Origin of the sequence: Pseudoalteromonas sp. SG45-1, from assembly GCF_014164135.1 — a bacterium.
Lineage (GTDB): Bacteria > Pseudomonadota > Gammaproteobacteria > Enterobacterales > Alteromonadaceae > Pseudoalteromonas > Pseudoalteromonas distincta.
In genome coordinates, this window is the sequence record NZ_JACJEP010000012.1 from 99,098 (window position 1) to 112,238 (window position 13,141).

The 13,141-nt window shown below is 42.8% G+C and carries 8 protein-coding genes; 2 read left to right on the forward strand and 6 right to left on the reverse strand.

What is annotated here, in order from left to right:
- Nucleotides 1–7: 7 nt before the first annotated feature.
- The 6 genes from H5117_RS11975 to H5117_RS12000 all read right to left on the reverse strand — a co-directional run bounded on the left by H5117_RS11975 (nt 8) and on the right by H5117_RS12000 (nt 11,029).
- Nucleotides 8–1,798 carry an alkaline phosphatase gene (locus H5117_RS11975; protein WP_182738038.1) on the reverse strand — a complete coding sequence of 597 codons (1,791 nt, stop codon included), beginning with the start codon at nt 1,796–1,798 and terminating at the stop codon, nt 8–10.
- 11 nt (nt 1,799–1,809) lie between these two features.
- The gene (locus tag H5117_RS11980; RefSeq protein WP_182738040.1) at nt 1,810–3,399 is read right to left on the reverse strand and encodes an alkaline phosphatase; all 1,590 of its coding nucleotides are present in this window, start codon (nt 3,397–3,399) and stop codon (nt 1,810–1,812) included.
- Nucleotides 3,400–3,608: 209 nt separating this feature from the next.
- On the reverse strand, nt 3,609–6,044 hold the full coding sequence (locus H5117_RS11985) for a TonB-dependent receptor (RefSeq protein ID WP_182738042.1): 2,436 nt from the start codon (nt 6,042–6,044) through the stop codon (nt 3,609–3,611).
- 208 nt (nt 6,045–6,252) lie between these two features.
- The gene (locus H5117_RS11990; RefSeq protein WP_182738043.1) at nt 6,253–7,992 is read right to left on the reverse strand and encodes a solute:sodium symporter family transporter; all 1,740 of its coding nucleotides are present in this window, start codon (nt 7,990–7,992) and stop codon (nt 6,253–6,255) included.
- A 101-nt stretch (nt 7,993–8,093) separates the two neighbouring features.
- Nucleotides 8,094–10,154 (reverse strand): alpha-xylosidase, encoded by a 2,061-nt coding sequence (locus tag H5117_RS11995; RefSeq protein WP_182738044.1) that lies wholly within the window; start codon nt 10,152–10,154, stop codon nt 8,094–8,096.
- Nucleotides 10,155–10,261: 107 nt separating this feature from the next.
- Nucleotides 10,262–11,029 (reverse strand): sulfite exporter TauE/SafE family protein, encoded by a 768-nt coding sequence (locus H5117_RS12000; protein WP_024595864.1) that lies wholly within the window; start codon nt 11,027–11,029, stop codon nt 10,262–10,264.
- Nucleotides 11,030–11,209: 180 nt separating this feature from the next.
- Between H5117_RS12000 and H5117_RS12005 the strand changes: the two genes are divergently transcribed.
- Together H5117_RS12005 and H5117_RS12010 are read left to right on the forward strand one after the other, a co-directional pair.
- Entirely contained in the window at nt 11,210–11,959 is a 750-nt protein-coding gene (locus H5117_RS12005) for a GntR family transcriptional regulator (RefSeq protein ID WP_024595865.1), read from the forward strand.
- 215 nt (nt 11,960–12,174) lie between these two features.
- Nucleotides 12,175–13,137: an aldo/keto reductase gene (locus tag H5117_RS12010; RefSeq protein ID WP_182738045.1), complete on the forward strand. Its 963-nt coding sequence runs from the start codon at nt 12,175–12,177 to the stop codon at nt 13,135–13,137.
- Nucleotides 13,138–13,141 lie beyond the last annotated feature (4 nt).

Below are 13,141 nucleotides of genomic sequence, written 5' to 3' on the forward strand. Positions count from 1 at the left end.
GCGGTATTTATTGCGCTAGCTTTTCGTCTGCTGTTTTTACAAAGTCAGCGGCAAAGTCCATTACATGGAATAAAAAGCTTTGCTCGTTTGTGCCTGTTACCAAGTGTGCACCTGGTCCCATTGCATAAACGCCTACGTCTTCACCGGCATGTGTTTCTGAGTCCATTGGTACCAGTGCTTCTTGATGAAAACCAGGTGTTGTTGTATCAATATCTGTTAAATCAACACGCCCTGTAACCGGTGCAAACGCATAACCTGCATCGGCATCAGTCTCGCTGCCTAGGTTTCTAAAGCCACCACCATTGGTGTAACCAACCGTTGTATAAGGCATATCGTCGGCAGCTAAGCTTGGCTCAGTAGCGCCTACTGCAACCACTTTACCTAAAATTGGGTTACCGCGTTTAGGGTAACCAGCAATGGTAAATACATGGCTGTGATCGGCAGTTACAACTATTAATGTTTCTTCTGGGTTGGTGTTTTCCATTGCCACTTTAACGGCTTTGGCAAGCTCAATTGTGTCGTTTAACGCGTTATAAGCATTACCCGCATGATGCGCGTGGTCAATTCGACCCGACTCAACCGTTAAGAAAAAACCTTGCTCGTTGTTATCAAGCACGCTTATTGCTTTTTCAGTCATTTGTGAAAGCGAAGGCTCGCCTGCTACATCGTTTGCTCGATCAGCTTCGTACTGCATGTGGGATTCGTTAAATAAGCCAAACACTTTAGTGGCGTCGTCACTTATTGCATCAAAACCGGTTTGATCCATTACGTACGTGCCATTTGGATATTGCGTTTTCCACTCTGCGGTTAAGTCGCGGTTATCTGTACGATCCCCTTCAACAGCACTTACTGCATCGGTTGAATTAAACGCAGCATCTTTTGGTAAAAAGTGACGACGACCGCCGCCCATTACTACGTCAATACCGTCTACATCAACACCACTAAAGCGTGCTTCTAGATTGGCTTCAAAGTTAACCAGTTGCGATGCAATGTCTTCACACGTTGCAGCACTTTCTGGCATATCGGAGATATCTTCCCAGTTACGCTCTGCCGACTTAGCATACGTTGCAGCTGGTGTTGCGTGAGTAATACGCGCTGTAGAAATAATCCCTGTTGCTTTACCTGCAATTTCAGCAAGCTCTAACGAGGTAACAAGTTCGTGCCCTTTGCCTGATGCACAATTACCACGCTCAACCGCTTCATCAATACCAATAACGCCTGCGTCGGTTTTAACGCCCGATGCCATTGCGGTCATAGTGCCTGCCGAATCTGGCGTTTGCGCATCTACGTTGTATGTTTTTACAAAGCCCGAAAAAGGCATAGTTTCAAAGCTTAACTGGTGATCTTCACCCATTTCGCCCTCTAACTGACCCGCTAAAATACGTGCTGCGGTTATGGTAGAAATACCCATACCATCGCCCACAAATAAAATAACGTTTTTAGCTTTGCCTGATTCAGTAACAATGTTGCTACTTGCTGTTTGTGCAGCACCTAATTTTGTTTGTGCTTCACTAAACCATGCATTACTAGTAAGCGAGGCTAATTGCTCGTTTGTGAGCGACGTTGCAGGTGCATTACACACTAAATTAGTTGAGTTAACTTCGTCGCTGTCTAGCACGTCGTTATTATTGGTATCTGCGCCTACTTGAGTCTCTACACCGCCATTAATGCACTGCTCAGAGCCCACTGCAATAGCGTTATCTACTGCAATAATATTATTTTCATTTTTGTTATCGTCACTCGAGCAACCTGCTAGCGCGACCATTACTGCCAAAGAAAGTACCGTTAATTTGTTCATGTTAGCCGCCATTATTGCTGAGTTAGTTCAAGAGCTTGATTAATTAGATGAAACACTACGTTTTGTTCAATTACGCCTTGTGCTAGCTGAGCACCGGGGCCTTTTGCATGCAGTGAAATATCTTCACCCGCGTGTGTTTCTGAGCCCATTGGTACAGTTGCTTCTTGGTGAAAACCTGGGGTCGTTGTATCAACGCCATTTAGCTCAACACGCCCTGCAACAGCAGCACTTGTGTAACTTGCATCCGCATCAGTCTCACTGCCCAAGTTTCTAAAACCTAAACCATTTGCGTAACCTACTGTGGTGTACGGCATATCGTCGGCAGCTAGGCTTGGTGTAGTTTCGCCTACTGCAACTACTTGACCCAAAATTGGATTGCCACGCTTAGGGTAGCCTGCAATAGTAAATACATGGCTATGATCGGCGGTTACTAAAATAAGGGTTTCTTCTGGATTGGTGTTATCTACCGCTGCTTGCACGGCTTTAGCAAACTCAATGGTGTCGTTAAGTGCGTTGTATGCATTACCCGCATGGTGCGCGTGGTCAATTCGACCCGACTCAACCGTTAAGAAAAATCCGTTATCGTTTTTACCAAGCACTTCAATTGCTTTAGTAGTCATATCGGTAAGCGAAGGCTCGCCCGCTACATCGTTTGCGCGGTCAGCTTCGTATTGCATGTGGGATTCGTTAAATAAACCAAATACTTTAGTAGCGTCATCTGCAATTGAATCAAAGCCTGTTTGATCCATTACGTACGTAGCATCTGGGTATTGTGTTTGCCACTCAGTTACTAGGTTGCGCTCGTCAGTACGGTCGCCTTCTATAGCGCTTACTGCGTCTGTTGAGTTAGCTGTTTCATCTTTTGGTAAAAAGTGACGACGACCGCCACCCATTACAAAATCAAGACCGTCTACGTCGGTCCCTACAAATCGTGCTTCTAGGTTTTTTTCAAAGTTAACCAGTTGCGATGCAATGTCTTCACAGCCACCCGTTACGGCATCTTCTGGCATATCTGATACGTCTTCCCAGTTACGGTCAGCCGATTTAGCATACGTTGCAGCAGGAGTCGCATGAGTAATACGTGCTGTAGAAATAATACCGGTAGATAGCCCTTTAATTTCAGCTAATTCGGTCGCGGTAATTAGCTCATTACCTGCTACTGTTGAACACACGCCGCGCTCAATATCTTCATCTACACCAATAACGCCCACATCGGTTTTTACACCCGAAATAATAGCCGTCATCGTGCCTGCTGAATCAGGAGTTTGAGCATCTACGTTATACGTTTTAACTTGTGCAGAGTATGGGAACTCTTCAAAGCTTAAATAACCTTCTTCGCCAGATTGGTTATTACGCTGCCCTTGCAAAATACGCGCGGCGGTAAGAGTAGATATACCCATGCCATCGCCTACAAATAAAATAACGTTTTTAGCTTTAGTGGCTTGTGTAGCCTGCGCTTGTGCTGTTTTTGTTGTTAGTTTAGTTTGCGCAGCGCTATACCAGCTGCTGTCTTTTTGGCTTTGCGGTAGTACATCAGCATGGCTAACTGCGCTAAACGCAAATGTTAGCGCGATTGCCGCAGCGACTTTTTTAATTTTCATCCGTAATTCCCATTGTTTAGTGGTTATTTTTTGAAATGTGTAAACACAAAAAAGATCAACCGCTGCACTATAGAAAACAGATGTGACTGATAAAGGTAATTTTAATGAAAGTAAGATGACCAAACTATTACAAAAATAAGTCACAAAAAAAGCGCAACGTGTTAAACGTTGCGCTTTTAAGGGAAATTATTGAGGGAGTTATTTAAATATTAAAAACGTGCTTTAAACGATACCCCAAAGTAGCGCTCTGCATCGCGCGGAATTTGATAACGGAAGTTATCGCCACTGTAGGTTGTTGCGTAACTTTCGTCGGTTAAGTTTTTAGCAATAAGTGATACTCTAAACGCGTCATCTTTAAACGATAAACCCACACTTGCGTTTAAAATACCGTAATCTGGTAATAAAGCAGCTGGATTAAATTCGCCTACGTTGTCTGGTAGGTCTGAGTATTGCTCGTCGGTGTAAATGTAAGAGCCGTTAATATGTACGTTAAAGCCATGGTCGGTTTCAATAAAGTAGTCAGCCGTTAGTGAGTATTTTAAATCTGGCGAAAATGGTACATCTAAACCTGAGCGGTCAGTACACGAACCAGCGGCTACCTCTGCCGGACAATTAAACTCGTCAATTTCAGCTTTAATGTAAGCAACACCACCAGTAAGGGTTAGCGACTCTGTTGCAGCCCACATAAAGTCAACTTCAACACCTTGCGTACTTACATCACCCGCATTGGTTAAGCGCGTAATACAAGTGCCGTCTGAACAGTCAAAGTTGTTAGCTTGAAAGCCTTCAATTTCGGTTCTGAAAAGCGCCATGTTAAATACAAATTCGCGGCTTGCGTATTTGTAGCCTATTTCATAAGCGTCAGACTCTTCAGGTGCTATTTCGCGACTATCGGTGTCTGGGTTAAAGTTATAATAAATATTAAAACCAGGGCCTTTGTAACCTTGCGAGTAAGTACCGTATACCATTTGGCCATCGCCTAAATCGTATTGCATACCTAAACGACCCGATACGTTGGTTTCTTCGGCTTTGCCTTCATCATCTGTATTAAGTGTTGCTGGGCGCACACCTACACCGGTGCGGCCATACACATCATTACTTACACGGCGATGCGTGTACGACACTTCATCGTCGGTGTAACGAATACCAAATAATACGCGTAAATCTTCAGATAAATCGTAAGTACCGTCGGCAAAAGCGGCCCAGTTGTTAAATTCTGTGCTCATAAAAGCAGTGGCCGATACAATATCGTTTGCGTTACAGCTAACACCTAGACCTTGTGTGTAACCATCTAGGTCGTTAAGTGCTGCATCAAGTTCAGCGCCCGATAAGTTATTTTGCGCGTAAAAAGCCATTGCGCTATCAAGCTGGCCACCATTATTTTGACAACTAGCATCGCGAGTAAAGTTACGTTGTGAATTCATGTTCCAATAAAATAAGCCAGCAACATAGTTAAATGGCCCAGCTAGGTTTGATGTAACTCTAAATTCTTGCGAAAACTGATCCCATTGCTGTGCACCTAAATCGTGTAATTGAAACGGCGCGTCAAATACCGGCTCGCTGCTGTCGCCAGCAATAGAGGTAAAGTCGCCTTCACGGTACTCTGTGTTATCCCACGAACGCTGCGCTGTAATTGAAGTATATGTATAGTCGCCAATTGTTTTATCAACCTGTACCGAAAACGCGCTATGTTCGTCAATTGTGCGCGACTCGTAATCGTGATCAACGCTGCGTTGGTCTAAATCAATATCGGCTACGCCATCAACAATACCGTTACTATTTGGTACTGATTTTGAATCTGGATTACGGCCACTTGGTAGTGCTTCTAAGTCGGCACAACAATCATCGTCAGCGTTATAAAATTCAGCAATAAATTTTACGCTTAAGTCATCCTCTGGCTCGTATTTAAATACAGCACGTGCACCTTCACGGTCGTAACCGTTTACTTTTTCGTTGTTGTAAACGTTATCAATGTAACCGTCAAATTTACCTTTAAATACCGTTAGGCTTGCCGCTAGGTCGTCGGTTAAACCGCCGCTTATAACGCCTTTAAAACGGTATTCGTTATCTTGATAAAACGAGGTTTCTACGCTGCCTGTTGTGTCGTACGAGGGATCTTTTGTTGTTATGTTTACCACACCTGCTGAGGCGTTTTTACCAAACAATGTACCTTGTGGCCCGCGTAATACTTCAATGCGGTCTACGTCGTATAAATCGGCAAATGCTTGACCCGAGCGCCCAAGCACCACGCCATCAACAACAGTTGCTACACTTGGCTCGGCAGCAATACTAAATGAAATAGTACCAATACCGCGCACTGTTAGTGCTGAGTTACGGGTTGTGGTACCTTTTCTAAAGCTAACTGAAGGGACAAGTGACTGTAAGCCTTCCATGTTATTAGCAAAAGCTGAATTAATTTGATCGCTATTAAGTACCGATACCGCAACAGGTACTTCGTTTAAACTTTGCGTTCTTTTTTGTGAAGTAACGACTATTTTTTCAAATGTATCATTTTTAGCTGTTTCTGTTTTTTGTTGTTCTTGTTCGGTTTGCTCTTGCTGTGCATATACCTGCGCGCTAAGCGCTAAACCGGTTGTCATTGCTAACGTGACTGCCAAGCTTAAGACGGACTTTTTAGCTCTCATGTCATTCTCCATATTGTGCGTGTGTGCTGTGTGGTACCGCGCTAGCAATTGTGTGGGTTGCTAAAAAGCGGTGTCAGTGTGTGATATTTCCCTTAAAGCTCTTGTATCTTATATAAGAGCTTTAAATTTAAACAAACTATCTTACTAATGCAATCATTATGTGAATAAAATGTAATTTTAAATTAAGTAATGAGGAGTCAGCCGTATGTTATACGGCCTTTGGAATCCCAATATGCGCTAAACTATTTTCGTAACTAACCTGCCAACGACGTACACTCCACCAGCTAAGCACTAAAACAGTAGACCAAACAGCAACTAAACTTGGTACAAAGTACACACTGGTTCCACCAACCAATCCGAGCGGCGAAAACAATATATACAAGCTAACAATCAAGCCTACTAATACAATTGCGCAAGGTAGTGCGTATTTCCAAGGATTAAGGTCTACCTCTGCTTTGCGTGTAAATTGCCATGGTGTTTTAAGTGGTTTGTAGTAACCAATACCCAACATTATTGCCAATTCAATTAAGAACAAAATGGCGTAAATATGAATAAAGTTAATGTCTATATCCCATACAAATTTAAGCAAGGTATAGGCAATAATATGGAATATAATCGCGACTTTAGCGCCCAGTGCAGGCACTTTTCGAGTAAACAAACCAACCAATACAATTGTGATGACCGGAATGTTGTAAAAACCTGTAAACACACGAATAATGTGCCATAAACCTTCAGGCGCAAACATCAATAATGGCGCAGTTATAAACGACAATATGGCAATAACAATACTGGTAATTTTGGCTACTTTTATAAGTTGGCTGTCTGTTACCTTATTTTTTTTCATTGGCTTATAAACATCTAAGCAAAATAAGGTCGCCGCGCTGTTGAGCAATGAATTAAATGAGCTAAATACAGCACCTAGCAATACGGCCAAAAAGAAGCCAGATAAATACTGTGGAAGCACTTCTTTTACCAAATGTGGGTAAGCTAAATCGATAGTTGGCAGGCTTTCGTGTTTATAAAGATGGTAAGCAATAACGCCAGGAATCATCATCATAAACGGTACTAGCACTTTAAAGTACCCTGAAAACAACACCCCTTTTTGACCTTCAACTAAGTTTTTAGCGCCCAATGTACGCTGGATCACATACTGATTAGTGCCCCAATAAAACAAATTAGCTAAGATCATCCCTGTAAAAATAGTGCCAAATGGCACGGGATCATCGCTACTACCAATAGCATTGAGCTTTTCTGTGTCGGTGTTTACTAGGGTGCTTAACCCTTCTGAAAAACTACCATCACCCAATGCAATTAAGCCCAGTGTTGGTACTAAAATACCAATGATAAGTAACCCAACACCATTAATGGTATCTGAGACCGCAACCGCCTTTAAACCACCAAATACAGCATAAATAGCCCCAACTGAGCCCACTGTAATAATGGTCACAATTAGGCTTGATTGGTAGCTCATATTTAATAAGGTGGGTACATCAAAAAGTCTAAGTACGGCAATTGATCCTGAGTACAAAACAGAAGGGATCGTTATAAAACAATACCCTACCATAAATAAGATCACCGTCATGCGTCGTACGGTATCGTCAAAACGATCCCGTAAAAATTCAGGTAAGGTAGAAAACGCGCCCGCTAGATAACGAGGCAAAAAGATCAACGCCATAATAATGGTTGAGATCCCTGCGGTTACTTCCCACGCCATTGAGCTTAGGTTGTAACCATAGGCTGAGCCATTAAGGCCAATTAGTTGCTCGGCCGATAAGTTAGTGAGGATCATTGACCCTGCTATAAATGTACCTGTTAACCCACGACCCGCTAAAAAGTAGCCATCTTGCGTGTTGACTTCCCCTTTGGTTTTTTGGTACGAGATATATCCTACCAGCGCCATAAACGCCAAGCACGATAGCAGTGTCATGGTAATGTTCATACCTTCCATCTTGCGCCCCTTTTAGCTTACTTTACTCGGTAAAAAGTAAGCTAATATCTTTATTATTGTGTGTTGTATGTGTGTAGTGTGTGTTTTTATTAAGCCGAGATTTATTTAGGCCATGCTGTTAATTGGCTCATGTCTTGTTCTGTGTGTTGAACCTCTGGGCCAAGCATTAGGCTGTCGCCTTCGCGTACAAATACTGCCATTTCTTCAAGTGCGAGTGTGTGCTCGTAGTACTTACCACCTTCGTAAGATTGTTTATCAGGAAAGCGAATCCAGTTGCCTTGTGGTAAATAAAACTTCACTTTACCGTTTGGTACGACACACGGCACTACTAACAATTTTTCACCGCACATAAATTGCTGATCAAAACTATGCGCTAGCACATCATCAGGAAATGCTAAAACCATTGCACGCTGAATTGGCAAGCCAGTTTGCTGTGCTTGTATGGCACTTTGCTCTAAATAAGGAATAAGTTGGTAGCGCAATTTAAGTGCTGCAAATACCGCATCACTTGCTTGCTCTGTGTAAGACCAAGGTTCGCGAGGACCAATACCATGTAAGCGCATATGTGCGCTAAATACCGACGCTTGTGCCCAGCGCACGTAAAGTTCTGCGTCGCGGGTGTCTTTGTAAAAACCACCAATGTCGGTTGCAAAAAATGGCCCGCCCGACATGCCCCACGCTAAACTGCCACGAATGCTTGCCGCTAAACCCTGCCAATCGGCCTGTGGGTCGCCGCCCCATTGTGCAGGAAAACGTTGACTGCCCGTCCATGCTGAACGGCTAAACAAAAATGGCCCTGTTTTACAGTATTTTTCGGCGGCCTCAAAAACGCAGCGGTTATACAACATGCTGTAAACGTTGTGTAATCTTATGCCGCTGTCGCCACTGTGCGATACCATATTGTCGTCTTCTAGCTGTTCGCCAAAGTCTGCTTTTATCATATCTACGCCAAGCTCAAACAATGGCTTGTGCGATTCGAGCCAGTATTCGTAAGCGTCGGGGTGAGTAAAATCTAAAATACCCGACTCTGGTAGTGGTGTAAGTACTTCGCCAAATGGGCTTAAATCCCACTCGTATTGATACGCTTTACCGGTGCGTTTGTCTTTTATTAGCCAGCCATTTTCGGCCGCTTTAGCAAATAATGGGTTATTTACCGAGATCATCGGGTATTCCCATACGCAAATTTTAAAATCCATCGCTTTTAGTTCATCAAGCACTGGTTTTGGGTCGGCGTAGCGTGTTGGATCCCATTCAAATGCAAAGCGGGTGTCGGTGTCTTGCCATGCGCGGCCATCAAGAGTAATTACGTCGCACGGCATATTTTTAGCACGCACTTCGCGGGCAACACTCAGTAATTCGTCAGCATCTTTGTAATACGCTTTTGATAAAATAACACCAAAGCTCCACTGCGGTGGCACCGGTGCAAAACCTGTTAGCTCACAGTAACGGTTAATGCTTTGGGCAGGTGTTTGTTCTTGATATAAAAATACATCTAGCGCGTCATCTTCAACTAAACATACATATGCGCGTTGCGACCACAGTGCGTAACCTACGCCATGAGTTACCGGCGCAGGTGTATGTACAAATAAGTTCCAGCCTTCTGGGCTCCATGCATACGGTGTGTTTTTATAAGACTTTTCGGCGTTAACGCCTAGCGCATCGTGGTTGTATGAACGAATAAGTTGGCCGCGTTTATCAAGCTTTCCCCATTTTTCGCCAAGACCATACACGGCCTCATCGTAGTTAAGCTCTAAGCTTAATATCCAGCCGTTATCAGTTTTAGCCAGTGGCGGTAAACGATGCTGGCGTACAAAGTGGCCATCGGTTGCTGATTGCTGCACTAGCTCATCGTTTTTATAAAGTTTGAAATGAAAAGGGTCGCAGTAAAACTCTAGCCGGTATTCGCCACCACTTACACTGTAATCATTATTGTTTTTGCTAAGTGTGAGGGGGTATTCTGATGGGGTTGTGGTTAATATTTTAAACTGCTCGTCATGCGTGGTGCCTGCATTTAAACGTAAACCAAACTGGCTTATCGTTACGCTAATATCACCAAACTGAGTGGGCAAAACCAACACATTACCTTGTAACTTTGGCTGTGCGGTTAAGCGTGCTGGTTCTATTGCGTTCCAGTCTGGCTCACGTAATTCAAATGCATTCATGGGAGTTCCTTAACCAATTATTAGTCTTGTATAAGACACAAGTTAAATAATTGTAATCCCCATGTCAACGTAAATAAACTCAAGATGAATTATTTACATCGCATTTTTTAAAAAATGCCAGGTGCCGATGTAGCAACCAGCGATACGCCGCTCAGTCCTAGTAACGTAATAGCTATAATGCGTATCCATTTAGCGTCAACGTAAGGCGTTAATTTACGAGCAAAATGCGTAACTAACAACACTAAGGGAATAGCCGCTGCAATTAAAAACATAATGTCGAGCCCCGGCAAAGTACCAAATAAGGCGATACCTACACGTACTAACCCGCCAATAGTAAATACCGCTAATAACGTACTGCGAATAGCTTCAATAGACCAACTTTGTTTATAACACTGAAACACAAGCGGCGGCCCTGAGGTTGAAAACAACCCACCAAGTAATCCACTCACCCCTCCAGCTATTAAAAACGAACGAGGGCGGCTTTGTTTATTAGCACGATCGCGGCCAATCAGCATTAAAGCGCAGCACAGCAGAATACTTACACCTAAAATAAAGTTTAAATAGTGCGTTAAATGCGACGACATAAACTCAAGTAGCACAAAACCTATCAGCATTAACGGTATACCGGTATACAACATAAGTTTTAGCTCGGGTACTTTTACCGAACTGCGGTTTTTAACGACCACGGTTGTTGAATTAACTAACCCTAGCAAACTCACTAAAAATGTAGTTGCCGTAAGTGGCAATACATCAAGCAACGTAAAGCTTGCAACCACCAGCAACCCAAAGCCAAACCCGCTAAGAGTTTGCATTACAGTGGCAAGGCTTAGGCACAACGCCATAAGCAAAATGAGTTCAAAAGAAATACTGAGCACTTTTAATTTCCTAAGGGTGAGCTATTGTAGTGTAACGATTTGTTTTTAGGCATAATGTATATTTTGCGCCTATTAAACATTACAGCAGTAGTTCACGTTTAATTGAGCTAGCGCAAATATGCGTAAAAGGTTTCACCTATGCTATAACTACAGGTGGATTAAATTTAATGGTAAATAATAATGAGTAACTCTATGTTTGATCACAAATTAAGTGGCCCAAGCTTGGCTTTTCAACCACTTTACTTACAAGTGGCTGATTATATTAAACAGCTCATTGTTGAAAGACGTTGGGTACCTGGCGAAGCACTACCAAGCGAATTTCGCCTTGCTGAAGAATTTAACGTAAGCCAAGGTACAGTTCGTAAAGCACTAAACTTATTAACCGACAATAAAATAGTAACTCGTCGCCAAGGCGTTGGTACGTTTGTATCAGAGCATACTGCGCAAGATGCCTTATTTAGGTTTTTTCCGTTACAAGCAGACGGTAAAGGTGCCGATTTGCCAAAGGCTGAACTGCTATCGGTTGAGCTTTGTGCAGCGCCAGTTGAAGTAATAGAAGCGTTACAACTCAATAAAAAAGACAAAGTTACCAAGCTTGTTCGTAGGCGCATTCTTAATAACGAATTTTGCATGAGCGAAACTATATACCTACCACAAAGCTACTTTCCTGATATACATCAAAGTAGTGATATTCCGCATACATTGTACCATTACTATCAAACCAAATTTAACCAAACTGTACACAAAACCCAAGACAGTATTAAAGCTGTACTTGCTACAGCTGATGATGCCAAAATGCTTGCTATTAAAGCTGGCGACCCACTGCTGTTGGTATCACGAATTACCGAATCAATCGAAGGTAAGCTAATTGAATACCGCCAAAGCAAATGCCGTAGCGATCATTACCACTATCAAATTGAACTTGATTAATTAAAAGCGTGTTTAGTGCTAAAAACTCACTTTAGCGCATAATAATTAAATATTTTTTAAAGGCAGCAAACGCTGCCTTTTTGCTGCCTGTAGGTTTTTTAACCCACCCATTTACTACTTTGCTGTTAACACAGTATTGACACTGTTTGATTCGTATAATAACTTATGTCTTATACAAGACCCAAGTCATTATGCATTTTTAACAGGAATTCCCAATGAGTTCATTAAATAATATCCCTCCAGTAGGGTTCGGTTTATGGAAAGTAGCACAAGAAGATTGTGCGCAAACGGTATACCAAGCCATTAAGGCAGGTTACCGCCATCTTGATTGCGCATCAGACTACGGTAACGAAGAACAAGTAGGCGATGGCATAGCCCAAGCAATAAACGATGGTTTATGTACTCGCGAAGAATTATGGGTAACATCAAAACTGTGGAATACCTTTCATGCACCAGAGCATGTTGGCCTCGCGATTGATAAAACACTGAGTGATTTAAAGCTAGATTACCTAGACTTATACCTAATTCATTTTCCGATTGCGCAAACATTTGTGCCAATAGAAACCCGCTATCCACCAGAGTGGTTTGTTGACCCAGACGCGCAAAATCCACAAATGGAGCTGGCAAAAGTGCCGCTATATTTAACGTGGCAAGCAATGGAAGAGCAAGTACATAACAACAAAGCTAAACGCATTGGAGTATGTAATTACTCAAGCGCGCTGCTTCACGATTTAATGACCTACGCAAATATCAAACCCGCTACGTTGCAAATTGAGTCGCACCCTTATTTAACGCAAGAGCGATTAGTAAGATTAGCTAAGCAGTACGATATTCCGGTTACTGCGTTTTCACCACTGGGTGCGCTTTCATACCTTGAGCTAGAAATGGCTGATAAAACTGAATCAGTTCTTGAGCAAAGCGTTGTTAAAGCGGCTGCACGCAATCATGGCAAAACGCCAGCACAAGTAGTTCTTCGCTGGGGCGTGCAACGCGGCACAGCCATTATTCCAAAAACTTCAAAACTTGCACGCATGAAAGAAAACCTCGCACTGTTTGATTTTGAATTAACAGAGCAAGAAATGGCGCAAATTTCTGCGCTTAACAGTAATCGCCGATTTAACGACCCTGGGCACTTTTGTGAAGCTGCCTTTAACCGTTTTCACCCAATTTACGATTAGGAAC

What these genes read in the sequence shown, in the direction of transcription:
- H5117_RS12010 (WP_182738045.1), top strand. Translation starts at nt 12,175, where the DNA reads ATGAGTTCATTAAATAATATCCCTCCAGTAGGGTTCGGTTTATGGAAA.
- H5117_RS11980 (WP_182738040.1), bottom strand. Translation starts at nt 3,399, where the DNA reads ATGAAAATTAAAAAAGTCGCTGCGGCAATCGCGCTAACATTTGCGTTT.
- H5117_RS11985 (WP_182738042.1), bottom strand. Translation starts at nt 6,044, where the DNA reads ATGAGAGCTAAAAAGTCCGTCTTAAGCTTGGCAGTCACGTTAGCAATG.
- H5117_RS11975 (WP_182738038.1), bottom strand. Translation starts at nt 1,798, where the DNA reads ATGAACAAATTAACGGTACTTTCTTTGGCAGTAATGGTCGCGCTAGCA.
- H5117_RS12005 (WP_024595865.1), top strand. Translation starts at nt 11,210, where the DNA reads ATGAGTAACTCTATGTTTGATCACAAATTAAGTGGCCCAAGCTTGGCT.
- H5117_RS11990 (WP_182738043.1), bottom strand. Translation starts at nt 7,992, where the DNA reads ATGGAAGGTATGAACATTACCATGACACTGCTATCGTGCTTGGCGTTT.
- H5117_RS11995 (WP_182738044.1), bottom strand. Translation starts at nt 10,154, where the DNA reads ATGAATGCATTTGAATTACGTGAGCCAGACTGGAACGCAATAGAACCA.